At 52.8% G+C, this 26,779-nt stretch carries 23 protein-coding genes and 1 pseudogene; 18 read left to right on the forward strand and 6 right to left on the reverse strand.

Features of this window, described 5'->3' with window-relative positions:
• Window positions 1-97 precede the first annotated feature (97 nt).
• Both melB and melA read right to left on the reverse strand, forming a co-directional pair.
• A complete protein-coding gene (gene melB, locus KXD89_RS20155; RefSeq protein WP_001698792.1) occupies window positions 98-1,519 on the reverse strand; it encodes a melibiose:sodium transporter MelB in 1,422 nt (473 codons plus the stop codon).
• A 102-nt stretch (window positions 1,520-1,621) separates the two neighbouring features.
• Window positions 1,622-2,977, reverse strand: coding sequence for an alpha-galactosidase (gene melA / locus KXD89_RS20160; RefSeq protein WP_000986601.1), 1,356 nt, complete (start codon window positions 2,975-2,977; stop codon window positions 1,622-1,624).
• 282 nt (window positions 2,978-3,259) lie between these two features.
• On the opposite strand from melA, the gene melR reads away from it, so the two are divergent.
• The 7 genes from melR (at window position 3,260) to pmrB (ending at window position 12,707) form a co-directional block, all read left to right on the forward strand.
• Entirely contained in the window at window positions 3,260-4,168 is a 909-nt protein-coding gene (gene melR / locus KXD89_RS20165; protein ID WP_001698789.1) for a transcriptional regulator MelR, read from the forward strand.
• A 198-nt stretch (window positions 4,169-4,366) separates the two neighbouring features.
• Window positions 4,367-6,634, forward strand: a complete 2,268-nt coding sequence (gene adiA, locus KXD89_RS20170; protein ID WP_001381593.1) for an arginine decarboxylase — start codon at window positions 4,367-4,369, stop codon at window positions 6,632-6,634.
• A 324-nt stretch (window positions 6,635-6,958) separates the two neighbouring features.
• Window positions 6,959-7,720: a DNA-binding transcriptional activator AdiY gene (gene adiY / locus KXD89_RS20175; RefSeq protein ID WP_001217060.1), complete on the forward strand. Its 762-nt coding sequence runs from the start codon at window positions 6,959-6,961 to the stop codon at window positions 7,718-7,720.
• Window positions 7,721-7,856: 136 nt separating this feature from the next.
• A complete protein-coding gene (gene adiC, locus KXD89_RS20180) occupies window positions 7,857-9,194 on the forward strand; it encodes an arginine/agmatine antiporter (protein WP_000093154.1) in 1,338 nt (445 codons plus the stop codon).
• 103 nt (window positions 9,195-9,297) lie between these two features.
• On the forward strand, window positions 9,298-10,941 hold the full coding sequence (gene eptA, locus KXD89_RS20185) for a phosphoethanolamine transferase EptA (RefSeq protein ID WP_000919792.1): 1,644 nt from the start codon (window positions 9,298-9,300) through the stop codon (window positions 10,939-10,941).
• The gene (basR, locus tag KXD89_RS20190; protein ID WP_000697926.1) at window positions 10,938-11,606 is read left to right on the forward strand and encodes a two-component system response regulator BasR; all 669 of its coding nucleotides are present in this window, start codon (window positions 10,938-10,940) and stop codon (window positions 11,604-11,606) included. Before eptA ends, basR begins: the two co-directional genes overlap by 4 nt.
• Window positions 11,607-12,707, forward strand: a complete 1,101-nt coding sequence (gene pmrB / locus KXD89_RS20195) for a two-component system sensor histidine kinase PmrB (RefSeq protein WP_001051092.1) — start codon at window positions 11,607-11,609, stop codon at window positions 12,705-12,707.
• Here pmrB and pmrR read toward each other — a convergent pair.
• The 4 genes from pmrR to crfC form a co-directional block, all read right to left on the reverse strand.
• Entirely contained in the window at window positions 12,683-12,772 is a 90-nt protein-coding gene (gene pmrR, locus KXD89_RS20200; protein WP_000797657.1) for an LpxT activity modulator PmrR, read from the reverse strand. The two genes, pmrB and pmrR, sit on opposite strands and share 25 nt — an antisense overlap.
• Window positions 12,773-12,883: 111 nt before the next feature.
• Complete coding sequence (proP, locus tag KXD89_RS20205) at window positions 12,884-14,386, reverse strand: glycine betaine/L-proline transporter ProP (RefSeq protein WP_001298520.1); 1,503 nt, start codon at window positions 14,384-14,386, stop codon at window positions 12,884-12,886.
• 263 nt (window positions 14,387-14,649) lie between these two features.
• Window positions 14,650-15,528, reverse strand: coding sequence for a YjcZ-like family protein (locus KXD89_RS20210; RefSeq protein ID WP_000169188.1), 879 nt, complete (start codon window positions 15,526-15,528; stop codon window positions 14,650-14,652).
• Entirely contained in the window at window positions 15,525-17,753 is a 2,229-nt protein-coding gene (gene crfC, locus KXD89_RS20215) for a clamp-binding protein CrfC (RefSeq protein ID WP_000288603.1), read from the reverse strand. The genes KXD89_RS20210 and crfC overlap by 4 nt, the downstream gene beginning before the upstream one ends.
• Window positions 17,754-18,153: 400 nt before the next feature.
• Between crfC and KXD89_RS20220 the strand changes: the two genes are divergently transcribed.
• The 11 genes and pseudogenes from KXD89_RS20220 to phnK all read left to right on the forward strand — a co-directional run bounded on the left by KXD89_RS20220 (window position 18,154) and on the right by phnK (window position 26,682).
• Window positions 18,154-18,489 carry a zinc ribbon domain-containing protein YjdM gene (locus tag KXD89_RS20220; RefSeq protein WP_001300891.1) on the forward strand — a complete coding sequence of 112 codons (336 nt, stop codon included), beginning with the start codon at window positions 18,154-18,156 and terminating at the stop codon, window positions 18,487-18,489.
• 457 nt (window positions 18,490-18,946) lie between these two features.
• Entirely contained in the window at window positions 18,947-19,390 is a 444-nt protein-coding gene (yjdN, locus tag KXD89_RS20225; protein ID WP_001131329.1) for a VOC family metalloprotein YjdN, read from the forward strand.
• 132 nt (window positions 19,391-19,522) lie between these two features.
• Entirely contained in the window at window positions 19,523-20,311 is a 789-nt protein-coding gene (gene phnC, locus KXD89_RS20230) for a phosphonate ABC transporter ATP-binding protein (RefSeq protein WP_001193409.1), read from the forward strand.
• Window positions 20,312-20,335: 24 nt separating this feature from the next.
• Window positions 20,336-21,352 carry a phosphonate ABC transporter substrate-binding protein gene (gene phnD / locus KXD89_RS20235; protein WP_000992002.1) on the forward strand — a complete coding sequence of 339 codons (1,017 nt, stop codon included), beginning with the start codon at window positions 20,336-20,338 and terminating at the stop codon, window positions 21,350-21,352.
• Between the two features lie 105 nt (window positions 21,353-21,457).
• A pseudogene (gene phnE, locus KXD89_RS20240) lies at window positions 21,458-22,245 on the forward strand (phosphonate ABC transporter, permease protein PhnE).
• A 20-nt stretch (window positions 22,246-22,265) separates the two neighbouring features.
• Window positions 22,266-22,991 carry a phosphonate metabolism transcriptional regulator PhnF gene (gene phnF / locus KXD89_RS20245; RefSeq protein ID WP_001295387.1) on the forward strand — a complete coding sequence of 242 codons (726 nt, stop codon included), beginning with the start codon at window positions 22,266-22,268 and terminating at the stop codon, window positions 22,989-22,991.
• Window positions 22,992-23,444, forward strand: coding sequence for a phosphonate C-P lyase system protein PhnG (gene phnG / locus KXD89_RS20250; RefSeq protein WP_001698775.1), 453 nt, complete (start codon window positions 22,992-22,994; stop codon window positions 23,442-23,444). It begins immediately after the preceding gene.
• Window positions 23,441-24,025 (forward strand): phosphonate C-P lyase system protein PhnH, encoded by a 585-nt coding sequence (phnH, locus tag KXD89_RS20255; protein WP_000171628.1) that lies wholly within the window; start codon window positions 23,441-23,443, stop codon window positions 24,023-24,025. The genes phnG and phnH overlap by 4 nt, the downstream gene beginning before the upstream one ends.
• Window positions 24,025-25,089 carry an alpha-D-ribose 1-methylphosphonate 5-triphosphate synthase subunit PhnI gene (phnI, locus tag KXD89_RS20260; RefSeq protein ID WP_001698773.1) on the forward strand — a complete coding sequence of 355 codons (1,065 nt, stop codon included), beginning with the start codon at window positions 24,025-24,027 and terminating at the stop codon, window positions 25,087-25,089. Before phnH ends, phnI begins: the two co-directional genes overlap by 1 nt.
• Entirely contained in the window at window positions 25,082-25,927 is an 846-nt protein-coding gene (gene phnJ / locus KXD89_RS20265; RefSeq protein ID WP_000002303.1) for an alpha-D-ribose 1-methylphosphonate 5-phosphate C-P-lyase PhnJ, read from the forward strand. Before phnI ends, phnJ begins: the two co-directional genes overlap by 8 nt.
• Window positions 25,924-26,682, forward strand: a complete 759-nt coding sequence (phnK, locus tag KXD89_RS20270; protein ID WP_001075514.1) for a phosphonate C-P lyase system protein PhnK — start codon at window positions 25,924-25,926, stop codon at window positions 26,680-26,682. Before phnJ ends, phnK begins: the two co-directional genes overlap by 4 nt.
• Window positions 26,683-26,779: the final 97 nt, after the last annotated feature.

A 26,779-nucleotide genomic window follows, 5' to 3' on the forward strand; every position in this document is an offset into this window, starting at 1 on the left:
TATCCGGTCTACAAAATTTGCAAATCCAAAGCATTACATTAAGACGTGGCCTGATAAACATATCGCATCAGGCCATTTTCGTTAGCTATTGTCCACGTCAGGCTTTCACATCACTCACTGCACCGACCGGAATATCAGCATGAACAGGCTCGGGCGGTACTTTGCGATATTTATCCAGCAGATGGATCTGGATCCTGCGCAGCGTGTCACCATTGAGGCGATAGAAACGGAAGTAGAGAATCAGCGTTACCATGAAAAACAGAGTTGGTAGAGCAATCATAATAAACTGCATACCTAATAGGGCTTGCGTAGACTGTTCAACATTCGGTACATAGCCAATCATCCCTAACACAACCGCAATGAAAAAAGCCGCAAAGGCTGAACCGTCCTTCACCACCATAGTCTGCACGGAGTAAGCGATACTTTCACAGCGTACGTGCAGTTTATATTCACCGTAATCAACGATATCTGCCACCATGATGACCTGTAATACCCAGAAAAGCGCCGTTCCCACATTCAGCAAAATACCCGCAATCACAATGAGGACGACGTTGTGATAGCTCATTAATGCCATTAACAGGAGAACACCACAGCTTAACACCGGAAGAATAGATGCTCCGGCCCATAAAATGCGTCGGGATAATGATTTAACTAAGCGTGGGAAGAATACTAACGTCACCAGGTTAGCAGCTCCCGCATACGACAGATAATAGGGGAACAAATCCGCATCACCGATAACATATGAGAAATAATAGATAGCAAAGCCGGTAATAATGTTGCTGGCTACATTATAAGCAAGAGCCATACCCAAGAGGCATGAAAGCTGATCGTTTTTATAAATTAGCGCAACGATGGCTTTAAGTGTCAGATGGCTTCCTTCAGCAGACGGTTGATTGTCTGACGAAAAGACTTCATGCACATTGCGCAGAGTGATGATGGTTGAAACAATAAAAAAGGCGATCAGTACCAGAGTGAACATCTGAAAGCCAAATCCCCGATCGCCACCGCCGACATAATTAACAAATGGTAGCGTCACACCTGCCGTAACAAAGCCTGCCAGACTGGCAAAAAAACGCGGATAAGGAACCAGTTGTTCGCGCTCACGTTTATCGAGCGTGATGGTTGGAACCAGCGACCAGAAGGGAATATCCATAATGGTGTAAGTCATGCCCCAGAGGATGTAGGTCACGCAAACAAAGACAATCTGAGTAGTACCTTCAAACAGATGCGCACTAAAGAGGAGAAATAAGATTACAGAGTTTGCCAACGTACCGATCAGGATCCAGGGTTTGAACTTACCCCATCGCGATCGCGTAGCATTTACAATCCATCCCATAATCGGATCGTTAATAGCATCCCAGATCCTCGCCACCAGAAACAAAGTACCGACCAAACCCACAGACAGCCCGACGACATCGGTGTAGTAATACATGAGGTACATATACACAATGCCGATCGCAAAATCCTTCCCGAACGCTCCAAATCCATAACTGAGTTTTGTAGTCATTGAAATGCTCATAGGGTATCGGGTCGCTGTTACCAACGCCCGCCTTCTGTTATTGGTATCGTCAGAGGTGTGCGCCGGAATAAATCCCCCGGCGCAGTAGCGTTTAGTCGCGTTTTAACGGTGCAACCAGCCTGGCAGCCAGTCGCCGTGGGCGGCAATCAGGTCGTCAACAAGAGCATATATTTCGTCAATGCCCAGCACGGCGGCAGTATGCGGGTCCATCATCGCGGCGTGGTAAACACGGTCGCGATTTTCCGTAAGAATAGCTTCGGTCAGCAGCGTCTGTACGTTGATGTTGGTTTGCATCAGGGCGGCCAGATGCGAAGGTAGCGTACCGACTTTGGTCGGCTGAATGCCATTAGCATCAACCAGACAGGCTACTTCCACGCAACATCCTTGTGGCAGGTTATCAATCAAACCATCGTTACGGACGTTGCCGTAAATCACACTCGGCTCGCCAGTCCAGATAGCGTTCATGATTGTGCTGGCATATTCCCGTGACGGTTTAATATCAATCCGGGAGGCTTTTTTATACTCCTCCAGCTCTTTATGCCAGTTCGCCAGCTGCTCGACGCAGCGTTTCGGGTACTCATCCAGCGGTACTTTATAACGCTCAATCAAATCCTCACGACCTGGCTTAATAAACCACGGTGTGTACTCAGCAAAATGTTCTGACGATTCCGTGACGAAATAGCCCAGCTTTTTGAACATTTCGTAGCGCACAATATTCTGGCAGCGAGTATTGCCATGAATATTCGGCTTCGGTGCCTGCCCTGCTTCATAAGCCGCCAGCAGTTCCGGGTAGAGATTCACATAACTGCCGTCGGCGGTTTTGCGCTCCAGCTCCAGGTAAAACGCCATATGGTTGATACCTGCGCAACGGTAACGCAGCGTAGCTGGGTCGATATTGAGGTCACGCGCCAACTCTTCCGCCGTTCCCTGCACCGAATGGCACAGCCCGACCTGTTTGATATGCGGATAGCGGGCATACATCGCCCAGGTATTCATCGCCATTGGGTTAACATAGTTGAGCATGGTGGCATCGGGGCAGACTTCCGTCATGTCCTCGCAAATTTGCCACAGATGCGGAATGGTACGTAGCGCGCGCATAATACCGCCCGGCCCCAACGTATCGGCAATGGTTTGTTCCAGACCATGCCGCTTACAGACCTCGAAATCAGTCACCGTGCAAGGTTCATAACCGCCAATCTGAAATGCCACCACGACAAAATCGGCATCCTCTAAGGCTTCTTTCTGTTGGGTGTGGCAGGTGATTTTGCCGCTGGCCCCTGCTGAATCCATCAGCTTACGCACCACAATATGCGACTCTTCCAGGCGGGTGGGGTCAATGTCCATCAGGGCAATATGCGCCGTTTTCAGCGCCTCGCGATGGAACACATCACCAAGAATATTTTTAACGAAAATCGTCGAACCAGCGCCGATAAATGTAATTTTGGGTGCAGACATCATGCAGATCTCCTGGCTTGCTTGAATAACTTCATCATGGCAGGCGAATCTGCAGAAAACCTCCGGCTTCCAGGTTGAGCATTCCCATAAACTCAGATCCTGCGTGAAGCAGCAGTAAATCTGAGTTTATGGGAATAAATTACCTGAAAAGCAGAGTTTTCGGCCTCATGATACTCGGAGAGTCCCCTCGCCCCTCTGGGAAGAGGGTGAAAACCGTGCTCCCACTCGCAGTCATCCTCCCTCACTCCTGCCATAATTCTGATATTCCAGGAAAGAGAGCCATCCATGAATACAGATACGTTTATGTGCAGCAGCGACGAAAAACAGACCCGCAGCCCGCTGTCGCTGTATTCGGAATACCAGCGGATGGAGATTGAGTTTCGCGCACCGCATATCATGCCCACCAGCCACTGGCATGGTCAGGTCGAAGTGAATGTGCCTTTCGATGGCGATGTGGAATACCTGATCAACAATGAAAAAGTGAATATCAATCAGGGTCATATCACGCTGTTCTGGGCCTGTACACCGCACCAACTAACAGATACCGGAACCTGTCAGAGCATGGCGATTTTTAATCTGCCGATGCATCTGTTTCTCTCCTGGCCGCTGGATAAAGACCTGATTAACCACGTCACTCACGGCATGGTGATCAAATCACTGGCCACACAGCAACTTAGCCCGTTTGAAGTGCGCCGCTGGCAGCAGGAATTAAACAGTCCGAACGAGCAAATTCGCCAGCTCGCCATTGATGAAATTGGCCTGATGCTCAAGCGATTTAGCCTCTCTGGCTGGGAACCGATTCTGGTCAATAAAACCTCGCGCACACACAAAAACAGCGTCTCGCGCCATGCGCAATTTTATGTTAGCCAGATGCTGGGCTTTATTGCCGAAAACTATGATCAGGCGCTGACCATCAACGATGTGGCTGAGCACGTCAAACTTAACGCCAACTATGCAATGAGGATATTCCAGCGGGTCATGCAATTGACGATGAAACAGTACATTACCGCGATGCGCATCAACCACGTTCGCGCGTTACTGAGCGATACCGATAAAAGTATTCTCGATATTGCCCTGACGGCAGGCTTTCGTTCAAGTAGTCGTTTTTACAGCACGTTCGGCAAATATGTCGGCATGTCGCCGCAACAATACCGCAAACTTAGCCAACAGCGCCGCCAGACGTTTCCCGGCTAAAGACGATATCAGTATCAGCCAAAAAAATAGTTTAGCCGTCGATAATAAGCAGTGAAAATAATTTAAAATAATCACATAACGTATTGTTTATAAAACTAAATATTTCAAAAATGTTTGTTTTTCACGCGCTTTACAGCCCGAAAAGGCCGGAAGATACTTGCCCGCAACGAAGATTCCTTCATAACCGGGTAAGCAATGATGAAAGTATTAATTGTTGAAAGCGAGTTTCTCCATCAAGACACCTGGGTCGGTAACGCCGTTGAGCGTCTGGCAGATGCTTTAAGCCAGCAAAATGTTACCGTGATTAAATCCACCTCCTTTGATGATGGTTTTGCCATTCTCTCTTCAAACGAAGCCATTGACTGCCTGATGTTCAGCTATCAAATGGAACATCCGGACGAACATCAAAACGTCAGACAATTGATCGGTAAGCTTCATGAGCGCCAACAAAACGTGCCGGTCTTCCTGTTGGGCGATCGGGAAAAAGCCCTCGCCGCAATGGATCGCGACCTGCTGGAGCTTGTCGATGAATTCGCCTGGATTCTGGAAGATACCGCCGACTTTATCGCCGGACGCGCCGTTGCCGCGATGACCCGCTACCGCCAGCAGCTGTTGCCGCCACTGTTCAGCGCGCTGATGAAATATAGTGACATCCATGAATATTCCTGGGCAGCGCCAGGCCACCAGGGCGGCGTTGGTTTTACCAAAACACCCGCCGGACGTTTCTACCATGACTACTATGGTGAAAATCTGTTCCGCACCGACATGGGCATCGAACGAACTTCCCTCGGTTCTTTGCTTGACCATACTGGCGCATTTGGCGAAAGCGAAAAATATGCCGCACGCGTATTTGGTGCCGATCGCTCCTGGTCGGTAGTCGTCGGTACTTCCGGCTCTAACCGCACCATCATGCAGGCTTGCATGACCGATAACGATGTCGTGGTCGTTGACCGTAACTGCCATAAATCCATCGAACAAGGTTTGATGCTGACAGGCGCGAAACCGGTCTATATGGTGCCAAGCCGCAACCGCTACGGCATTATCGGGCCAATCTATCCGCAGGAAATGCAACCTGAAACCTTGCAGAAGAAAATCAGTGAAAGCCCGCTGACCAAAGACAAAGCCGGGCAAAAACCGTCTTACTGCGTGGTGACCAACTGCACCTATGACGGCGTGTGTTATAACGCTAAAGAAGCGCAGGATCTGCTGGAAAAAACCTCCGATCGTCTGCACTTTGACGAAGCCTGGTACGGCTATGCACGTTTCAACCCGATCTATGCCGATCACTATGCCATGCGCGGCGAACCTGGCGATCACAACGGTCCTACCGTTTTCGCCACCCACTCCACCCACAAACTGCTGAATGCGCTGTCACAGGCTTCTTATATTCATGTACGTGAAGGTCGTGGGGCGATTAACTTCTCCCGCTTCAACCAGGCCTACATGATGCATGCCACCACCTCCCCGCTGTATGCCATCTGCGCATCCAACGACGTGGCGGTGTCGATGATGGACGGCAACAGCGGCCTGTCACTGACACAGGAAGTGATTGACGAAGCGGTTGATTTCCGTCAGGCGATGGCGCGGCTATATAAAGAGTTCACCGCTGACGGTAGCTGGTTCTTCAAACCGTGGAACAAAGAAGTCGTCACCGACCCACAAACCGGCAAAACCTATGACTTTGCTGACGCACCAACCAAACTGCTGACCACCGTTCAGGACTGCTGGGTAATGCATCCGGGCGAAAGCTGGCACGGCTTCAAAGATATTCCGGATAACTGGAGTATGCTCGACCCGATTAAAGTCAGCATCCTTGCTCCGGGAATGGGTGAAGATGGTGAACTGGAAGAAACCGGTGTTCCGGCGGCGCTGGTCACTGCCTGGCTTGGTCGCCACGGCATTGTACCTACCCGCACCACTGACTTCCAAATTATGTTCCTGTTCTCTATGGGCGTAACCCGTGGGAAATGGGGAACTCTGGTTAACACCCTTTGCTCCTTCAAACGCCACTATGACGCCAACACACCGCTGGCGCAGGTGATGCCGGAACTTGTTGAACAATATCCTGACACTTACGCGAACATGGGGATTCACGATCTGGGTGACACCATGTTTGCCTGGCTGAAAGAAAACAACCCTGGCGCACGGTTGAACGAAGCCTATTCCGGCCTGCCGGTGGCGGAAGTCACCCCGCGTGAAGCGTACAACGCGATTGTCGACAACAATGTCGAACTGGTATCCATTGAAAATCTGCCAGGACGCATCGCGGCAAACTCAGTTATCCCGTATCCGCCAGGAATCCCGATGCTGCTGTCTGGTGAAAACTTCGGCGATAAAAACAGTCCGCAAGTAAGTTATTTACGCTCGCTGCAATCCTGGGACCACCATTTCCCTGGATTTGAACACGAAACTGAAGGGACTGAAATTATTGACGGTATTTACCACGTTATGTGCGTGAAAGCGTAACCACTATTCCGCTGAAGGCGTAATTGTTTAAATAACATTACGCCGCCTGGCCTTAGGCCTTTTGAGTATGGCAACGTTTTCATAAAAATTGCTGCAAACAAAAATGTCATACTTTTTGCGCGGCCCCACCCCGCGCTTTTTTTTGCCTGTTATTTATCCTGTAAAAAAATATGTACATGAGAAATTACTATAAAAATTTGTACTATTAGTAAAACTCGTTATTTTTATGCATGTTTATATTCATCATACAATTATATAACCATTTCCCGGTATCGCTTTGCTTTAGCGAGAACTGGTCTTTTATTCGCACTCAGGAGTACATGTATGAGGATTTGCAGCGACCAACCTTGTATTGTTTTATTGACTGAAAAAGATGTCTGGATAAGGGTGAATGGGAAAGAACCTATTAGCCTTAAAGCTAACCATATGGCGTTATTAAATTGTGAAAATAATATTATCGACGTCTCCTCTCTTAACAACACTTTGGTTGCTCATATTAGTCACGACATCATCAAAGATTACCTCCGGTTTCTGAATAAAGATCTCTCGCAAATACCAGTATGGCAACGTAGCGCTACGCCCATACTCACCCTGCCATGCCTGACGCCAGACGTCTTTCGCGTTGCCGCGCAACACAGCATGATGCCCGCAGAAACTGAGTCAGAAAAGGAACGAACACGCGCATTATTATTCACGGTGCTATCCCGTTTTCTCGACAGTAAAAAATTCGTTTCATTAATGATGTATATGTTACGTAATTGTGTAAGTGACAGCGTTTATCAAATTATTGAAAGCGATATTCACAAAGACTGGAATCTTAGTATGGTAGCCAGTTGTTTATGTCTTAGCCCAAGTCTGTTAAAGAAAAAGTTGAAAAGCGAAAACACCAGTTATAGCCAAATAATCACCACCTGCCGCATGCGTTATGCCGTAAATGAATTAATGATGGACGGTAAAAATATCTCTCAGGTATCACAGTCCTGCGGCTACAACAGTACGTCGTACTTTATTTCTGTCTTTAAAGACTTCTACGGTATGACGCCGCTGCATTATGTTAGTCAGCACAGAGAACGCACTGTCGCCTGATTTTTAACCTTAACGAAGAGCTATATTAATAACGGCATCAGCGATAACCCGGTCGATAATAATTCAACTATCGAATGCAGGCGTATGATATGACGTAATTTATTGTCACGAAGCTCGCCTTCGCAGGAGTTTAATTATGTCTTCGGATGCTGATGCTCACAAAGTGGGCTTAATCCCCGTCACCCTGATGGTGTCGGGGAATATTATGGGGTCAGGTGTTTTTCTGTTACCTGCAAACCTGGCCTCTACTGGCGGGATTGCCATTTATGGATGGTTGGTGACGATTATCGGTGCACTGGGGCTCTCGATGGTATACGCCAAAATGTCGTTCCTCGACCCAAGTCCTGGTGGTTCTTACGCTTACGCCCGCCGCTGCTTTGGCCCGTTTCTCGGTTATCAAACCAACGTCCTCTACTGGCTGGCCTGCTGGATCGGCAATATCGCCATGGTGGTCATTGGCGTAGGATATTTAAGTTACTTCTTCCCGATTCTGAAAGATCCATTGGTATTAACCATCACCTGCGTCGTGGTGCTGTGGATCTTCGTCCTGCTGAACATTGTCGGTCCGAAAATGATCACCCGTGTGCAGGCAGTTGCCACCGTGCTGGCGCTGATCCCCATCGTCGGGATTGCCGTATTTGGCTGGTTCTGGTTCCGTGGTGAAACCTATATGGCGGCATGGAACGTCAGCGGCCTGGGCACCTTCGGTGCAATTCAAAGTACCCTTAACGTTACGCTGTGGTCGTTCATCGGTGTGGAAAGTGCCTCCGTTGCCGCAGGTGTGGTGAAAAACCCGAAACGCAATGTCCCTATCGCCACCATTGGTGGGGTATTGATTGCCGCCGTTTGCTATGTACTTTCTACCACCGCGATTATGGGGATGATCCCTAATGCCGCACTGCGCGTTTCTGCTTCGCCATTCGGTGATGCCGCACGGATGGCGTTGGGTGACACCGCCGGGGCCATTGTTTCCTTCTGCGCAGCTGCGGGTTGCTTAGGTTCACTGGGCGGCTGGACGTTGCTGGCGGGTCAAACGGCGAAAGCCGCTGCCGATGACGGACTGTTCCCACCGATTTTTGCCCGTGTAAATAAAGCGGGTACGCCAGTGGCGGGGCTGATTATCGTCGGTATTTTGATGACCATCTTCCAGCTCAGCAGCATTTCACCAAACGCGACCAAAGAGTTCGGTCTGGTTTCTTCCGTCTCGGTCATCTTTACACTGGTGCCATATCTTTACACCTGTGCGGCGTTACTGCTGCTCGGACACGGTCACTTTGGTAAAGCACGCCCGGCATATCTGGCAGTTACTACCATTGCCTTCCTCTACTGCATCTGGGCCGTGGTGGGGTCCGGAGCGAAAGAGGTTATGTGGTCATTTGTCACCCTGATGGTCATCACCGCCATGTATGCGCTGAATTACAACCGGCTACATAAAAACCCGTATCCCTTAGATGCACCAATAAGCAAAGATTAATTCCCCTTAATCCAGCAAACATAAAAGCCAACCTTAAGAACTTAAGGTTGGCTTAATTTTGCTTTGCGAGCATATGCGCACTTTGTTCGATGGAAACACCGTGATGTTGAAGCGCCTACTAAAAAGACCCTCTTTGAATTTACTCGCCTGGCTATTGTTGGCCGCTTTTTATATCTCTATCTGCCTGAATATTGCCTTTTTTAAACAGGTGTTGCAGGCGCTGCCGCTGGATTCGCTGCATAACGTACTGGTTTTCTTGTCGATGCCGGTCGTCGCTTTCAGCGTGATTAATATTGTCCTGACACTAAGCTCTTTCTTATGGCTTAATCGACCACTGGCCTGCCTGTTTATTCTGGTTGGCGCGGCTGCACAATATTTCATAATGACTTACGGCATCGTCATCGACCGCTCGATGATTGCCAATATTATTGATACCACTCCGGCAGAAAGTTATGCGCTGATGACACCGCAAATGTTATTAACGCTGGGATTCAGCGGCGTGCTTGCTGCGCTGATTGCCTGCTGGATAAAAATCAAACCTGCCACCTCGCGTCTGCGCAGTGTTCTTTTCCGTGGAGCCAATATTCTGGTTTCTGTACTACTGATTTTGCTGGTCGCCGCACTGTTTTATAAAGACTACGCCTCGTTGTTCCGCAATAACAAAGAGCTGGTGAAATCCTTAAGCCCCTCTAACAGCATTGTTGCCAGCTGGTCATGGTACTCCCATCAGCGACTGGCAAATCTGCCGCTGGTGCGAATTGGTGAAGACGCGCACCGCAACCCGTTAATGCAGAACGAAAAACGTAAAAATTTGACCATCCTGATTGTCGGCGAAACCTCGCGGGCGGAGAACTTCTCCCTCAACGGCTACCCGCGTGAAACTAACCCGCGGCTGGCGAAAGATAACGTGGTCTATTTCCCTAATACCGCATCTTGCGGCACGGCAACGGCAGTTTCAGTACCGTGCATGTTCTCGGATATGCCGCGTGAGCACTACAAAGAAGAGCTGGCACAGCACCAGGAAGGCGTGCTGGATATCATTCAGCGAGCGGGCATCAACGTGCTGTGGAATGACAACGATGGCGGCTGTAAAGGTGCCTGCGACCGCGTGCCTCACCAGAACGTCACCGCGCTGAATCTACCTGATCAGTGCATCAACGGCGAATGCTATGACGAAGTGCTGTTCCACGGGCTTGAAGAGTACATCAATAACCTGCAAGGTGATGGCGTGATTGTCTTACACACCATCGGCAGCCACGGTCCGACCTATTACAACCGCTATCCGCCTCAGTTCAGGAAATTTACCCCAACCTGCGACACCAATGAGATCCAGACCTGTACCAAAGAGCAACTGGTGAACACTTACGACAACACGCTGGTTTACGTCGACTATATTGTTGATAAAGCGATTAATCTGCTGAAAGAACATCAGGATAAATTTACCACCAGCCTGGTTTATCTTTCTGACCACGGTGAATCGTTAGGTGAAAATGGCATCTATCTGCACGGTCTGCCTTATGCCATCGCCCCGGATAGCCAAAAACAGGTGCCGATGCTGCTGTGGCTGTCGGAGGATTATCAAAAACGGTATCAGGTTGACCAGAACTGCCTGCAAAAACAGGCGCAAACGCAACACTATTCACAAGACAATTTATTCTCCACGCTATTGGGATTAACTGGCGTTGAGACGAAGTATTACCAGGCTGCGGATGATATTCTGCAAACTTGCAGGAGAGTGAGTGAATGAAAATTCTGATTGTTGAAGACGATACGCTGTTATTGCAGGGACTGATTCTGGCGGCGCAAACCGAAGGCTACGCGTGCGATAGCGTGACAACCGCGCGGATGGCGGAACAAAGCCTTGAGGCAGGTCATTACAGCCTGGTGGTACTGGATTTAGGGTTACCCGACGAAGATGGACTGCATTTTCTCGCCCGTATCCGGCAGAAAAAATATACCCTGCCGGTACTGATCCTCACCGCTCGCGATACGCTGACCGACAAAATCGCCGGGCTGGATGTCGGTGCCGACGACTATCTGGTGAAGCCTTTTGCGCTGGAAGAGTTACATGCCCGTATCCGCGCCCTGCTACGACGCCATAATAATCAGGGCGAAAGTGAGCTGATTGTTGGCAATCTGACGCTGAACATGGGTCGCCGTCAGGTATGGATGGGCGGTGAAGAGTTGATTCTGACGCCCAAAGAATATGCTCTGCTGTCACGGTTAATGCTCAAAGCAGGCAGTCCGGTGCATCGGGAAATTCTCTACAACGACATCTATAACTGGGACAATGAACCCTCGACCAACACCCTGGAAGTGCATATCCACAATCTGCGCGACAAAGTGGGCAAAGCCCGTATCCGCACCGTGCGCGGCTTTGGCTATATGCTGGTCGCGAATGAGGAAAACTAATTGAATCTGATGCATTTTCTGCGCCGACCAATATCGCTGCGCCAACGGCTGATATTGACCATCGGGGCCATTTTGTTGGTGTTTGAGCTGATCAGCGTCTTCTGGCTATGGCATGAAAGTACCGAGCAGATTCAGCTGTTTGAGCAGGCGCTACGCGACAATCGCAACAACGATCGCCACATCATGCGTGAGATCCGCGAGGCGGTCGCCAGCCTGATTGTCCCCGGCGTCTTTATGGTCAGCCTGACGCTATTTATCTGCTATCAGGCGGTACGCCGCATCACCCGCCCGCTGGCGGAGCTGCAAAAAGAGCTGGAAGCGCGCACCGCCGACAACTTAACGCCCATTGCCATTCACAGCGCCACCCTCGAAATCGAAGCGGTGGTTTCGGCGTTAAACGATCTGGTCAGTCGCCTGACCAGCACGCTGGATAACGAAAGGTTGTTTACCGCTGACGTCGCGCACGAACTGCGAACGCCACTGGCGGGGGTGCGTTTGCATCTGGAACTGCTGGCGAAAACGCATCACATTGATGTAGCACCGTTAGTGGCACGGCTTGATCAGATGATGGAGAGCGTCTCCCAGCTGCTGCAACTGGCGCGTGCCGGACAGTCATTTTCTTCCGGTAATTATCAACATGTAAAACTGCTGGAAGATGTCATTCTCCCCTCGTATGACGAACTCAGTACCATGCTCGACCAGCGACAGCAAACCCTGCTATTGCCAGAGAGCGCCGCCGACATCACCGTTCAGGGTGATGCAACCCTGCTGCGGATGTTATTGCGAAACCTGGTAGAAAACGCCCATCGTTACAGCCCGCAAGGCAGCAACATTATGATTAAGCTGCAAGAAGATGACGGAGCGGTCATGGCAGTTGAAGATGAAGGACCAGGTATTGATGAGAGTAAATGCGGGGAGTTGAGTAAAGCGTTTGTACGTATGGACAGCCGTTATGGCGGGATTGGTCTGGGGTTAAGTATTGTCAGCCGCATTACACAGTTGCATCACGGGCAGTTTTTCCTGCAAAACCGGCAAGAGACTTCCGGCACGCGGGCCTGGGTACGGCTGAAGAAAGATCAGTACGTGGCAAACCAGATATAAAGAAAGCTGCTGACCACCAGCACGCTGAACACGGTAGTTAAACTTTCATAAACACGGTTTTTCATTGCACTCTCCTCCGTTAACCTGGAGGAGAGTATGCGCGTCAGAGATTAAGTGAACCTTAAGAGTTCAATTGGCCTGATAAGACAGCGTCACATCAGGCCATCCGTTTCAGCTTATTCATCAATTCGCGGATGTTGCTGCACCAGGCGGGTACGTTTCGCCTGCAAATCGGCAATCTCGTGGTCAATATCATCGATTTTCTGCTCGATATTATCGTAATGCTCGACAAGAATTTCCTTCGCTTCCTGTATATCTGACGCCGCCGGTGTCGCACCTTTCAACGGACGATTTGCCGTCTCTTTCATGGTTACGCCGGTGATTAAACCAACCACCGCCACTACCATCAGGTAATAGGCAGGCATCATCAGATTCTGCGAGCTTTCGACCAGCCAGGCCGCCAGCGTTGGCGTCAGACCGGCAACCAGCACCGAAATATTAAATGCCGCCGCCAGCGCGCTGTAACGGATATGCGTCGGGAACATCGCTGGCAAGGTAGAAGCCATAACGCCCGTAAAGCAGTTAAGGATCACCGCCAGCATCAGTAACCCGGCAAAAATCAGGCCGATGACGTTACTGTTAATCAGAATAAACGCCGGGATCGCCAACACAAACAGGGCAACACTACCAAGTAGCACAAACGGACGACGGCCAAAACGGTCACTCAGCAAGCCCATCACCGGCTGGACAAACAGCATACCGATCATAATGGCGATAATAATCAGCACCCCGTGGTCTTCGGAGTAATGCAGGTTATGCGACAAATAACTCGGCATATAGGTCAGCAACATGTAGTAAGTCACGTTGGTGGCAATTACCAGACCAATACATGTCAACAGGCTGCGCCAGTATTTAGTGGCAATCTCTTTAAACGAGACTTTCGGGCCATCCTGCAAACCTTCACGGTCGCCCTGTTCCAGTTTATCGACATGCTGCTGGAACGCCGGAGTCTCTTCCAGCGCATGGCGCAGGTAAAGCCCGATAATCCCTAACGGCAGAGCGATAAAGAACGGAATACGCCAGCCCCAATCGAGGAAGTTCGCTTCGCCGACAATGGTCGAAATTAACACCACCACGCCCGCACCCAGCACAAACCCGGCAATAGAACCGAAGTCCAGCCAGCTGCCCATAAAGCCACGTTTACGGTCAGGGGAGTATTCCGCAACAAATATCGACGCCCCGGTATATTCACCGCCGACCGAGAAACCTTGTGCCATCTTACAGATCAACAGCAGAATCGGTGCCCAAATACCAATCGTGTCGTAGGACGGTATTAAGCCAATACAGAACGTACTGATCGACATAATCACAATAGTGATAGCGAGGATCTTCTGGCGACCATATTTATCGCCCAACATACCAAAGAAGAGTCCGCCAAGCGGTCGAATCAGAAAGGGAACGGAGAAAGTGGCAAGTGCAGCAACCATCTGCACGCTGGGGTCAGCCCCCGGGAAAAAAACTTTACCTAATGCGTAAGCAACAAAACCATAAACACCAAAATCGAACCATTCCATTGCATTACCCAGTGATGCTGCGGTAATGGCTTTACGCAGTTTACCGTCATCAATAATGGTGACATCACGAAGGGTAATCGGTTTTACTTTTTTCCTTTTCAGCATAGCTTTCCTCGCAGAGTTGGCCCATTTCCGCAAACGCCAGAAAAATCAGCGCGACGGCCGCAAAAGGGGAGCGGGAATTGCAGGATGCAATCTCTGTAACAAGCGTAGCGGGTTTGCTTACACCCTCCGGTTAAGGAATGTACAATCAAACCAGTTGACGCCTGAATTGGGCAGTTAATGACCTTTTTACCCTACCAGTGTTTAAATTTGTGATCAACTTCACACATGGATTTCGTTTAGGACTCATTGATGTAACTGATTATTTACGCCAAATTTACAGAGAAGATTTCCTCGAGCATTGCCCCCGCCAGACGCTGCGCTGAACAGAGTCGTGGCATCCCCAGCGCGACAGTTTGCCAGCGTTGGGTCACTGACCAGCAAACGGGTTGTTTATCTGCCGTGGTCCACTTTCCCAGCCAACTTAAAAAATCAGCATGCTCCCCGCCCGTCGGAACGGTCGAAGAGGCAAACCACTGATGGTAATAGTGACGCGTGGTCGGTGCCGCATTGATACTCTCTGCCAGATGTTGTGTCGCTTTCTCGAGCAAATCACCCAGCAACAACGCCACCGCTTGCGGGCTTCCCAGACGGCAGGCATCGCCAAATGCCCCCCAGCGCAACTCCTCCAGAACGATAAAACAGCGCCCAGGCAACGACCAGGCGTTATACGCCCCAGCACGCCAGCGGGTAAAAATTTGCTCGCTCTGATCACCTGCCTGCACCAGTAGGCCTCGTTGCGTTAACGCCTTTTCCTTCCAGCGACAACGGGCTGAAAACCACTCATACAAGGCGGCAATTTGCTGGGGGAGCTCCGGGAAAGCAGAGTGCTGGCGGTGATCCATTTTTTGCAGCAGCGCCAGATGCTGCGCGATCTGCGTCAGTGCCAGATGACCGGGATCCAGCATCGACGCCAGTTTTTCCACCAATGTCAGACGCAGGCTAAGCGGCGCATTTAACATGCCGCCGTTCGTCCATGTCTGAAGCTGCACACGCGAAAGAAGTTCCTGCATCAGTCGTTCACGAAACTGCTGCTGATGGGCTTGTGGAAGGCGGGCATCATCACCCTGCGCCAGATCCACTAAAAAGCGGGGATAAACCGACTCCAGCACGCGACCGGGGCCGTCAAGTAACGTCTTGGTCAATATCGTTCTGCCGTGAAAAGTGTTTGAATATCATCGCGTAACAGCTGGGCGTCGGTGTAAATCCAGCCGTGAGTCATCACAGTCTGCTGCAATTGCTGCTGCATCAGCCTGACCACCGATTCATTTTGTTGACGCAGAGCCAGACTTTCGCGTAAACGCGTCTGTAATTCCGTCAAACATGAAGCGAACTCAGCGAAAAAAGTATTCATGCCTGCCGTAACAGATTCATCGACCTGCTCTGCCAGAACTTTAGCCATTTGTTGGCAATAGAGATCGACTTCTGCGCTTAATGCTCGTTGCAACACACTGTAATCAACCGTTTCTGTCGGTGATTTCTCATTTCCCCGTCCCCAGTCGGGCTGATTCAACCAGCGCGAAAAAGTCTCACGCACAACGCCTAAACGCGTGCTCTGCTCGTCCGTTGCTTCCTGGCGCGAAATGACTTCACTGAACAGCTGGCGAGTGTTGAAGTGGGGAACTACGCCGTGAAAAACAGGAAAATGAAACCCAGGACGAAACCCTGACTCGCTCAATTCCATTTTGACTTGTTGCTCAATGGGGCGAATAACATCGGTTAACACCCGGCAAAGGGTGGATTCAAGCTCGGCAAAACGCAGCGTAAAGTCGCGACTGATGGTGTTCTGCGCCGTCTGTAACAGTGTCTCACAGCGGGTACGAATCTCGCTTAACGGCTCCGAATCATCCTGAAACAAGGCGGCTAACTGCACCTTCAGCGCGTCTTGCTGTTGACGCAGAAAGTGGTTGGCGGAGGTCAGGGCCAGCTCGATTTCATGTTTAATCTCGCCGCTCACCTGCGCCTGATTGAGTTGCAATAGCTGCAAACTTTCTTCGATCTGGTGGATATTTTGCCGCAATTGTTCACAAGCGACGTTTAACCCGTGCGCACGAAAATCCAGGTATTCCCGCGCCTGCTGCGCGTAATTCAACAGTTTATGCGCGGCAGATCGCAGAGCATACAACGAGGCGTTAGCGTAAGCGGCATGAAGCAACGCCTGAATTGGCTGGGCGAACAGCGAATCTTCCCACAACTGATCGGCAGCATGACGAATATGTTCGAGGTCCGCCAGATCGGCATGACGCCAGCGCCTGCCAAGCGCGGCATGGGCAAAATCTTCCACCCAGCGTTGTTGCTCTGGCGGTGGTAACTTACCGTTGTTGGCTAACTCATAGCGCGCCCGATTCGCCAGGTAGCCCCACATCGACGACACCGGAAATATCTGCTGTGGCGTAATACAGCCTTTCATCAGCGTCCCGGAAATCAGTGCCCGCACCTGGTCGGCGTCGTCACTGTTACGATCCTGTTGATCGAACTTATTGACCAGCACGTACAGCGGCACCGATTGCCCCACCGCCAAAATCGCCTCACGGACCTCTTCATCGGAGATCGATTTCAGTTGCGTATAATCCAGCACCGCCAGTACCGCCGAGGCGCGTGCCAGCTGCTGGTTAAGCATTTTTTGCAGATGCGGTTGCCCGGCTTCATTTGGCCCGGGGGTATCCAGTAACGTCAACTGACCGGGATAACTCTCCAGCCCCGCTAGATGGACAAACTCCACTTCAATCACGGGAATATGCTCAATGGCGGCGTAAGCAGAAAAAGGAAAATCGACGTCCAGCGCCTTCGCCAGTCGCACTAAATCATTCAAACTTTTCAGACAATGAAAAATAGGCTGGGCACCCAGATAATATTTTTCGAAAGCGACGCCATTTTCGATCCGCTGCATAAGCGCACGCATATCTTTATCTATTTCCAGCACATCGGTCAGATGCTTAATATCGCAATCACGCAGGCGCTGTTGTAATTGTTGAATTAAACAATCGATTGGCGCGACATGTGAAAAATGCAGTACCGGTTCCTTTTGCCCGGGCGTATGGCGAATAAGCGTCGGCAGCGCAGTCATTGGGCGATTACGATTAGGCAGAACCTCCGTACCAACAATGGCATTAATGGTGGTTGATTTCCCTGCTTTCATGGTACCGACAATTGCAAGCACCATTTCCAGTCGGGAAATTTTACGCAACTCATTATTCAGCATCGCGTGACGTTCGGCGATATTAGGCTGACTCCAGGGTAAAGCCAGTTGTGGCGCGTCGTCTCCGGGTACAGAGAGAGGCATTTTTTCCAGTAACTGCAACTGTTGGCGAGAAAGCTGTAACAGGCGTTCAGCCTCCTGACTTAACTCATACAGGGTCTGTGTGTACATAGAAAATTCTTCCTTAAAGCAAATTTTGTTATTTTATTTAGCCAGATTGTTTTTGAGTTCTGTTTTCGGCTTTTATAATTACTGCAAGAAATAATTTTATATTTAGTGTGTTGTTTTTTATCAGAATAAATAACGTCTTCTGATACGTTTAAAACGTCAGAAAGATAAAAATATCATGTGAATTAAAAAAAGAACAAGTAGAGCATTAACATTATCTTAAATAATAAATAGAGGCAAAAAGATTATTTTCTTTTTGCGTTTCCTTTCAAATGAAAACGATCGTCGTCTAAAATCAGCAGTACCCCCGACAAACTCAGGGATTTTGTGTATAATTGCGGCCTTTTTCGGCAATCTGCCGTTTTTTGGCGCTTTTGCCCTGCTGACTTTTGAGGAAATCCACATGTCATTACCACACTGCCCAAAATGCAACTCCGAATACACCTACGAAGATAACGGCATGTACATCTGCCCGGAATGTGCCTACGAATGGAACGACGCAGAACCTGCACAGGAAAGCGACGAGCTGATCGTTAAAGATGCTAACGGCAATCTGCTGGCTGACGGCGACAGCGTTACCATCATTAAAGATCTGAAGGTGAAAGGTAGCTCTTCGATGCTGAAAATTGGCACCAAAGTGAAAAACATCCGCCTGGTTGAAGGCGACCATAACATCGATTGCAAAATCGACGGTTTTGGTCCGATGAAACTGAAATCTGAGTTTGTGAAAAAGAACTGATTGTATTGTGATCGGTAAGCCGGATAAGGCGCTCGCGCCGCATCCGGCAACGGTGCCAGATGCCTGATGCGACGCTTGCGCGTCTTATCAGGCCTACAAATTCCCGCACCCTCCGTAGGCCGGATAAGGCGTTTACGCCGCATCCGGCAACGGTGCCGACTGCCTGATGCGACGCTTGCGCGTCTTATCAGGCCTACAAATTCCCGCACCCTCCGTAGGCCGGATAAGGCGTTTACGCCGCATCCGGCAATGGTGCCGACTGCCTGATGCGACGCTTGCGCGTCTTATCAGGCCTACAAATTCCCGCACCCTCCGTAGGCCGGATAAGGCGTTTACGCCGCATCCGGCAACAGTGCCGACTGCCTGATGCGACGCTCGCGCGTCTTATCAGGCCGCCTCTCATCTGTATAAATTTCGAACTACACTTAACTGGCTTCTCTTAACTGAGGTCACCATCATGCCGTTAAGTCCCTACCTCTCTTTTGCCGGTAACTGTTCCGACGCGATTGCCTATTATCAACGTACGTTGGGCGCGGAACTGCTCTATAAAATCAACTTCGGCGAAATGCCAAAATCAGCGCAGGACAGCGCCGAGAACTGCCCTTCCGGAATGCAATTTCCCGATACCGCCATCGCCCACGCCAATGTGCGCATTGCCGGAAGCGACATCATGATGAGCGATGCCATGCCGTCAGGAAAAGCCAGCTACTCCGGCTTTACGCTGGTGCTCGATTCGCAACAGGTCGAAGAAGGAAAACGCTGGTTTGACAATCTTGCCGCTAACGGAAAAATCGAAATGGCCTGGCAGGAAACTTTCTGGGCGCATGGCTTTGGCAAAGTCACCGATAAATTTGGCGTACCGTGGATGATTAATGTCGTCAAACAACAACCAACGCAATAACCCGCCGGGAGGCCCGCCCTCCCGCACTGTCATCGAATTCCCGTTAACTCTTCATCTGTTAGTCACTTTTAATTAACCAAATCGTCACAATAATCCGCCACGATGGAGCCACTTTTTTAGGGAGGCTGCATCATGCAAACGATTATCCGTGTCGAGAAGCTCGCCAAAACCTTCAATCAGCATCAGGCGCTGCATGCGGTTGATCTGAACATTCATCACGGTGAAATGGTGGCTCTGCTTGGGCCGTCGGGTTCCGGAAAATCCACCCTTTTACGTCACTTAAGCGGTTTGATTACCGGCGATAAATCTGTCGGTAGCCATATCGAGCTGCTGGGCCGCACAGTCCAGCGCGAAGGCCGCCTGGCCCGCGATATCCGCAAAAGCCGCGCCCATACCGGCTACATATTCCAACAATTCAACCTGGTGAACCGCCTGAGCGTACTGGAGAACGTGCTGATTGGCGCGCTCGGCAGCACGCCGTTCTGGCGCACCTGTTTTAGCTGGTTCACCGGCGAGCAGAAACAGCGCGCGTTACAGGCGCTGACCCGCGTTGGCATGGTGCATTTTGCCCATCAGCGCGTTTCCACCCTCTCCGGCGGCCAGCAGCAACGTGTGGCGATTGCCCGTGCGCTGATGCAGCAGGCGAAAGTGATTCTGGCCGATGAACCCATCGCCTCGCTGGACCCAGAATCAGCGCGCATCGTGATGGACACCCTGCGCGACATCAACCAGAACGACGGCATCACCGTGGTCGTCACGCTGCATCAGGTGGATTACGCCCTGCGCTACTGCGAACGCATCGTCGCCCTGCGCCAGGGGCACGTCTTCTACGACGGCAGCAGCCAACAGTTTGATAACGAACGTTTTGACCATCTCTACCGCAGCATTAACCGCGTCGAAGAGAACGCGAAAGCTGCCTGACATCCCCATCATTGAGGAAAACGAATGAACGCTAAGATAATTGCCTCGCTGGCCTTCACCAGCATGTTCAGCCTCAGCACCCTGTTAAGCCCGGCGCACGCCGAAGAGCAGGAAAAGGCGTTGAATTTCGGCATTATTTCAACGGAATCACAGCAAAACCTGAAACCGCAATGGACGCCGTTCTTGCAGGATATGGAGAAGAAGCTGGGCGTGAAGGTCAACGCCTTCTTTGCCCCGGACTACGCGGGCATTATCCAGGGGATGCGCTTCAATAAAGTGGATATCGCCTGGTACGGCAATCTGTCGGCGATGGAAGCGGTGGATCGCGCCAATGGCCAGGTCTTCGCCCAGACGGTCGCGGCGGATGGATCGCCGGGTTACTGGAGCGTGTTGATCGTCAACAAAGACAGTCCGATCAACAACCTGAACGATCTGCTGGCGAAGCGGAAAGATCTCACCTTTGGCAATGGCGATCCTAACTCCACCTCTGGCTTCCTCGTCCCCGGCTACTACGTCTTCGCCAAAAACAATATCTCCGCCAGCGACTTCAAGCGCACCGTCAACGCCGGGCATGAAACCAACGCGCTGGCCGTCGCCAACAAGCAGGTGGATGTTGCCACCAACAACACCGAAAACCTCGACAAGCTGAAAACCTCCGCGCCAGAGAAGCTGAAAGAACTGAAGGTGATCTGGAAGTCGCCGCTGATCCCAGGCGATCCGATCGTCTGGCGCAAGAATCTTTCCGAAACCACCAAAGACAAGATCTACGACTTCTTTATGAACTACGGCAAAACGCCGGAAGAAAAAGCGGTGCTGGAACGCCTGGGCTGGGCGCCATTCCGCGCTTCCAGCGACCTGCAACTGGTGCCGATTCGCCAGCTCGCGCTGTTTAAAGAGATGCAGGGCGTGAAAAGCAATAAAGGACTGAATGAGCAGGACAAGCTGGCAAAAACCACCGAGATTCAGGCGCAGCTGGATGACCTGGACCGCCTGAACAACGCGCTAAGCGCGATGAGTTCGGTGAGTAAAGCGGTGCAGTAAATCGTAGGTCGGATAAGACGCCCCGGCGTCGCATCCGACAATGTGCAGGCGTTGATGCCGGATGCGGTGCAAGCACCTTATCCGGCCTACAGACCGGAGCCAAACATGCAAACCATCACCATCGCCCCACCCAAGCGCAGCTGGTTCTCGCTTCTGAGCTGGGCCGTTGTACTCGCCGTGTTGGTCGTCTCGTGGCAGGGCGCGGAAATGGCCCCGCTTACGCTGATCAAAGACGGCGGCAACATGGCGACGTTCGCCGCCGACTTCTTCCCGCCCGATTTCAGCCAGTGGCAGGATTACCTCACCGAAATGGCCGTCACGCTGCAAATCGCCGTCTGGGGCACCGCGCTGGCGGTGGTTCTCTCCATCCCCTTTGGCCTGATGAGCGCCGAAAACCTGGTGCCGTGGTGGGTTTACCAGCCCGTTCGCCGCCTGATGGACGCCTGCCGCGCCATTAACGAAATGGTCTTCGCCATGCTGTTCGTGGTCGCCGTCGGCCTCGGCCCGTTCGCTGGCGTGCTGGCGTGCTGGCGCTGTTTATCCACACCATCGGCGTGCTCTCCAAGCTGCTTTCCGAAGCGGTGGAAGCGATTGAGCCCGGCCCGGTGGAAGGCATTCGCGCCACCGGTGCCAACAAGCTCGAAGAGATCCTCTACGGCGTGCTGCCACAGGTGATGCCACTGCTGATCTCCTACTCCCTCTATCGCTTCGAATCCAACGTCCGCTCGGCGACCGTCGTCGGCATGGTCGGCGCAGGCGGGATCGGCGTCACCCTGTGGGAAGCGATTCGCGGTTTCCAGTTCCAACAAACCTGCGCCCTGATGGTGCTTATCATCGTCACGGTCAGCCTGCTGGATTTCCTCTCTCAACGGTTGCGTAAGCACTTTATCTGATAAGCGAGGCATTGATATCTATGCACTTGTCTACACATCCGACCAGCTACCCAACACGCTATCAAGAGATAGCCGCAAAACTTGAGCAGGAGCTTCGTCAACACTACCGCTGCGGCGACTATCTTCCCGCCGAGCAGCAACTGGCAGCGCGCTTTGAGGTGAATCGCCACACCCTGCGCCGCGCCATCGACCAACTGGTGGAAAAAGGCTGGGTACAGCGCCGTCAGGGCGTCGGCGTGCTGGTGCTGATGCGCCCGTTCGATTACCCGCTCAACGCCCAGGCGCGTTTTAGCCAGAATCTGCTGGATCAGGGCAGCCATCCCACCAGCGAAAAACTGCTTTCGGTATTGCGCCCCGCGTCCGGCCACGTCGCTGACGCACTGGGGATTACCGAGGGGGAGAACGTCATCCACCTGCGCACCCTGCGTCGTGTCAACGGCGTCGCGCTCTGTTTAATCGACCACTACTTCGCGGACCTCACCCTCTGGCCGACGCTGCAACGCTTCGACAGCGGCTCGCTGCACGATTTTCTGCGCGAGCAAACCGGAATTGCGCTGCGCCGCAGCCAGACGCGGATCAGCGCCCGCCGCGCCCAGGCCAAAGAGTGCCAGCGTCTTGAAATCCCGAATATGTCGCCGCTGCTGTGCGTGCGCACCCTTAACCACCGTGACGGTGAAAGCAGCCCGGCGGAGTACTCCGTCAGCCTGACGCGCGCCGACATGATTGAATTCACTATGGAGCACTGAATGCACGCAGATACCGCGACCCGCCAGCACTGGATGTCCGTGCTGGCGCACAGCCAACCGGCTGAACTGGCAGCACGCCTGAACGCGCTAAACGTCACCGCCGACTATGAGGTGATCCGCGCCGCTGAAACTGGCCTGGTACAGATTCAGGCGCGGATGGGCGGCACCGGCGAACGTTTTTTTGCCGGCGACGCCACGCTGACCCGCGTCGCCGTGCGCCTGACTGACGGCACGCTCGGCTACAGCTGGGTGCAGGGGCGTGATAAACAGCACGCCGAACGCTGCGCGCTGATTGACGCGCTGATGCAGCAATCTCGCCACTTTCAAAACTTATCAGAAACCCTTATTGCCCCGCTGGACGCTGACCGTATGGCACGCATTGCCGCACGCCAGGCCGAAGTGAACGCCAGCCGGGTCGACTTCTTTACGATGGTTCGCGGAGACAACGCATGACCCTGGAAACCGCTTTTATGCTTCCCGTGCAGGATGCCCAGCACAGTTTTCGTCGCCTGTTAAAGGCCATGAGCGAGCCGGGCGTGATTGTCGCCCTGCATCAGCTCAAACGCGGCTGGCAACCGCTGAATATCGCCACCACCAGCGTGCTGCTGACGCTGGCCGATAACGACACGCCGGTGTGGCTTTCTACCCCATTAAATAACGATATCGTCAACCAGAGCCTGCGTTTTCATACCAACGCGCCGCTGGTCAGCCAGCCGGAACAGGCGACCTTCGCGGTGACGGATGAGGCGATTTCCAGCGAACAGCTCAACGCCCTTTCCACCGGCACCGCCGTTGCGCCGGAAGCGGGTGCGACGCTGATTTTACAGGTCGCCAGCCTGAGCGGCGGACGCATGTTGCGCCTTACTGGTGCGGGTATTGCCGAAGAACGAATGATCGCTCCGCAGCTGCCGGAGTGCATTCTGCACGAACTCACCGAGCGCCCGCATCCGTTCCCGCTCGGCATCGACCTGATCCTGACCTGTGGCGAGCGCCTGCTGGCTATTCCGCGAACCACTCATGTGGAGGTGTGCTGATGTACGTTGCCGTGAAAGGGGGCGAGAAGGCGATCGACGCCGCCCACGCCCTGCAAGAGAGCCGACGCCGAGGCGATACCGATTTGCCCGAACTGAGCGTCGCCCAGATTGAACAGCAGTTTAACCTCGCGGTAGATCGCGTGATGACCGAAGGCGGCATTGCCGACCGCGAACTGGCGGCGCTGGCGCTGAAACAGGCCAGCGGCGATAACGTTGAAGCGATTTTCCTGCTGCGCGCCTACCGCATCACGTTGGCGAAGCTGGCGGTAAGCGAGCCGCTCGACACCACCGGGATGCGTCTCGAACGCCGTATCTCCGTCGTTTATAAAGACATTCCCGGCGGCCAGCTGCTTGGCCCAACCTACGACTACACCCATCGCCTGCTCGATTTTACCCTGCTGGCAAACGGCGAAGCGCCGACGCTGACCACCGCCGACAGCGAACAGCAGCCGTCGCCGCACGTTTTCAGCCTGCTGGCGCGTCAGGGGCTGGCGAAGTTTGAAGAGGATAGCGGCGCACAGCCGGATGACATCACCCGCACGCCGCCGGTTTACCCCTGCTCACGCTCCTCCCGTTTGCAGCAGTTGATGCGCGGCGACGAAGGCTATTTGCTGGCGCTGGCCTACTCCACCCAACGCGGTTACGGGCGCAATCATCCGTTCGCAGGCGAGATCCGCAGCGGCTATATCGACGTGTCGATTGTGCCGGAAGAGCTGGGATTTGCGGTGAACGTCGGCGAACTGCTGATGACTGAGTGTGAAATGGTTAACGGTTTTATCGACCCGCCGGGTGAGCCGCCGCACTTCACGCGCGGCTACGGGCTGGTGTTCGGCATGAGCGAGCGCAAAGCGATGGCGATGGCGCTGGTCGACCGCGCTCTGCAAGCCCCGGAGTACGGCGAGCACGCGACAGGCCCGGCGCAGGATGAAGAGTTCGTGCTGGCACATGCCGACAACGTCGAAGCCGCAGGCTTTGTCTCACACCTCAAACTCCCCCACTACGTCGATTTCCAGGCCGAACTGGAGCTACTCAAACGTCTGCAACAGGAGCAGAACCATGGCTAATCTGAGCGGCTACAACTTTGCCTACCTCGACGAGCAGACCAAACGCATGATCCGCCGCGCCATCTTAAAAGCGGTGGCGATCCCCGGTTATCAGGTGCCGTTTGGCGGGCGCGAGATGCCGATGCCGTACGGCTGGGGAACCGGCGGCATTCAGCTTACCGCCAGCGTGATTGGCGAAAGCGACGTGCTGAAGGTGATTGACCAGGGCGCGGATGACACCACCAACGCCGTGTCGATTCGCAACTTCTTCAAGCGCGTGACCGGGGTAAACACCACGGAACGTACGGACGATGCGACGGTTATCCAGACGCGTCACCGCATCCCCGAAACGCCGCTGACCGAAGATCAGATAATTATCTTCCAGGTGCCAATCCCCGAGCCGCTGCGCTTTATCGAGCCGCGCGAAACGGAAACCCGCACCATGCACGCGCTGGAAGAGTACGGCGTGATGCAGGTGAAACTGTATGAAGATATCGCCCGCTTCGGTCATATCGCCACCACCTACGCCTATCCGGTGAAGGTAAATGGGCGCTACGTGATGGACCCGTCGCCGATCCCGAAATTCGATAACCCAAAAATGGACATGATGCCCGCCCTGCAACTGTTCGGCGCGGGGCGCGAGAAGCGCATCTATGCGGTGCCGCCGTTTACCCGCGTGGAAAGTCTCGATTTCGACGATCACCCGTTCACCGTTCAGCAGTGGGATGAGCCATGCGCCATCTGCGGATCGACCCACAGCTATCTTGATGAAGTGGTGCTGGATGACGCCGGAAACCGCATGTTTGTCTGCTCCGATACCGATTATTGCCGCCAACAGAGCGAGGCAAAAAACCAATGAATCAACCGTTACTTTCGGTCAATAACCTGACCCACCTTTACGCGCCGGGCAAAGGCTTTAGCGATGTCTCTTTTGATTTATGGCCGGGGGAAGTGCTGGGCATTGTCGGGGAATCCGGCTCCGGGAAGACCACGCTGCTGAAGTCGATCTCCGCGCGCCTGACGCCGCAGCAGGGGGAAATTCACTACGAGAACCGTTCGCTGTATGCAATGAGCGAGGCCGACCGCCGTCGCCTGCTGCGTACCGAATGGGGCGTGGTGCATCAGCATCCACTCGACGGCCTGCGCCGCCAGGTGTCGGCAGGCGGCAATATCGGCGAGCGGCTGATGGCGACCGGGGCACGTCATTACGGCGATATTCGTGCCACCGCGCAGAAGTGGCTGGAAGAGGTGGAGATTCCCGCCAACCGGATCGACGACCTGCCGACCACCTTTTCCGGCGGTATGCAGCAGCGTTTGCAGATTGCCCGCAACCTGGTGACGCATCCGAAGCTGGTGTTTATGGATGAACCGACCGGCGGGCTGGATGTGTCGGTGCAGGCCCGCTTGCTCGACCTGCTGCGCGGCCTGGTGGTGGAGCTGAACCTCGCGGTGGTGATTGTCACCCATGATTTAGGCGTCGCCCGCCTGCTGGCGGACCGTTTGCTGGTGATGAAGCAGGGGCAAGTGGTGGAGAGTGGGTTAACCGACCGCGTGCTCGACGACCCGCATCATCCGTATACACAGCTGCTGGTGTCATCGGTTTTGCAGAATTGAGCCGGTGCCGGATGCGGCGTAAACGCCTTATCCGGCCTACAAATGCGCTCCCCGTAGGTCGGATAAGACGCGTCAGCGTCGCATCCGACACCCGAAC

Source organism: Escherichia sp. TC-EC600-tetX4 (genome assembly GCF_019356055.1).
Classification (GTDB): domain Bacteria; phylum Pseudomonadota; class Gammaproteobacteria; order Enterobacterales; family Enterobacteriaceae.

Excerpts from the sequence above, each read along its gene's own strand:
- melB (WP_001698792.1), bottom strand. The coding sequence starts at position 1,519 with ATGAGCATTTCAATGACTACAAAACTCAGTTATGGATTTGGAGCGTTC.
- melA (WP_000986601.1), bottom strand. The coding sequence starts at position 2,977 with ATGATGTCTGCACCCAAAATTACATTTATCGGCGCTGGTTCGACGATT.
- melR (WP_001698789.1), top strand. The coding sequence starts at position 3,260 with ATGAATACAGATACGTTTATGTGCAGCAGCGACGAAAAACAGACCCGC.
- adiA (WP_001381593.1), top strand. The coding sequence starts at position 4,367 with ATGAAAGTATTAATTGTTGAAAGCGAGTTTCTCCATCAAGACACCTGG.
- adiY (WP_001217060.1), top strand. The coding sequence starts at position 6,959 with ATGAGGATTTGCAGCGACCAACCTTGTATTGTTTTATTGACTGAAAAA.
- adiC (WP_000093154.1), top strand. The coding sequence starts at position 7,857 with ATGTCTTCGGATGCTGATGCTCACAAAGTGGGCTTAATCCCCGTCACC.
- eptA (WP_000919792.1), top strand. The coding sequence starts at position 9,298 with ATGTTGAAGCGCCTACTAAAAAGACCCTCTTTGAATTTACTCGCCTGG.
- basR (WP_000697926.1), top strand. The coding sequence starts at position 10,938 with ATGAAAATTCTGATTGTTGAAGACGATACGCTGTTATTGCAGGGACTG.
- pmrR (WP_000797657.1), bottom strand. The coding sequence starts at position 12,772 with ATGAAAAACCGTGTTTATGAAAGTTTAACTACCGTGTTCAGCGTGCTG.
- proP (WP_001298520.1), bottom strand. The coding sequence starts at position 14,386 with ATGCTGAAAAGGAAAAAAGTAAAACCGATTACCCTTCGTGATGTCACC.
- crfC (WP_000288603.1), bottom strand. The coding sequence starts at position 17,753 with ATGTACACACAGACCCTGTATGAGTTAAGTCAGGAGGCTGAACGCCTG.
- KXD89_RS20220 (WP_001300891.1), top strand. The coding sequence starts at position 18,154 with ATGTCATTACCACACTGCCCAAAATGCAACTCCGAATACACCTACGAA.
- yjdN (WP_001131329.1), top strand. The coding sequence starts at position 18,947 with ATGCCGTTAAGTCCCTACCTCTCTTTTGCCGGTAACTGTTCCGACGCG.
- phnC (WP_001193409.1), top strand. The coding sequence starts at position 19,523 with ATGCAAACGATTATCCGTGTCGAGAAGCTCGCCAAAACCTTCAATCAG.
- phnD (WP_000992002.1), top strand. The coding sequence starts at position 20,336 with ATGAACGCTAAGATAATTGCCTCGCTGGCCTTCACCAGCATGTTCAGC.
- phnF (WP_001295387.1), top strand. The coding sequence starts at position 22,266 with ATGCACTTGTCTACACATCCGACCAGCTACCCAACACGCTATCAAGAG.
- phnG (WP_001698775.1), top strand. The coding sequence starts at position 22,992 with ATGCACGCAGATACCGCGACCCGCCAGCACTGGATGTCCGTGCTGGCG.
- phnH (WP_000171628.1), top strand. The coding sequence starts at position 23,441 with ATGACCCTGGAAACCGCTTTTATGCTTCCCGTGCAGGATGCCCAGCAC.
- phnI (WP_001698773.1), top strand. The coding sequence starts at position 24,025 with ATGTACGTTGCCGTGAAAGGGGGCGAGAAGGCGATCGACGCCGCCCAC.
- phnJ (WP_000002303.1), top strand. The coding sequence starts at position 25,082 with ATGGCTAATCTGAGCGGCTACAACTTTGCCTACCTCGACGAGCAGACC.
- phnK (WP_001075514.1), top strand. The coding sequence starts at position 25,924 with ATGAATCAACCGTTACTTTCGGTCAATAACCTGACCCACCTTTACGCG.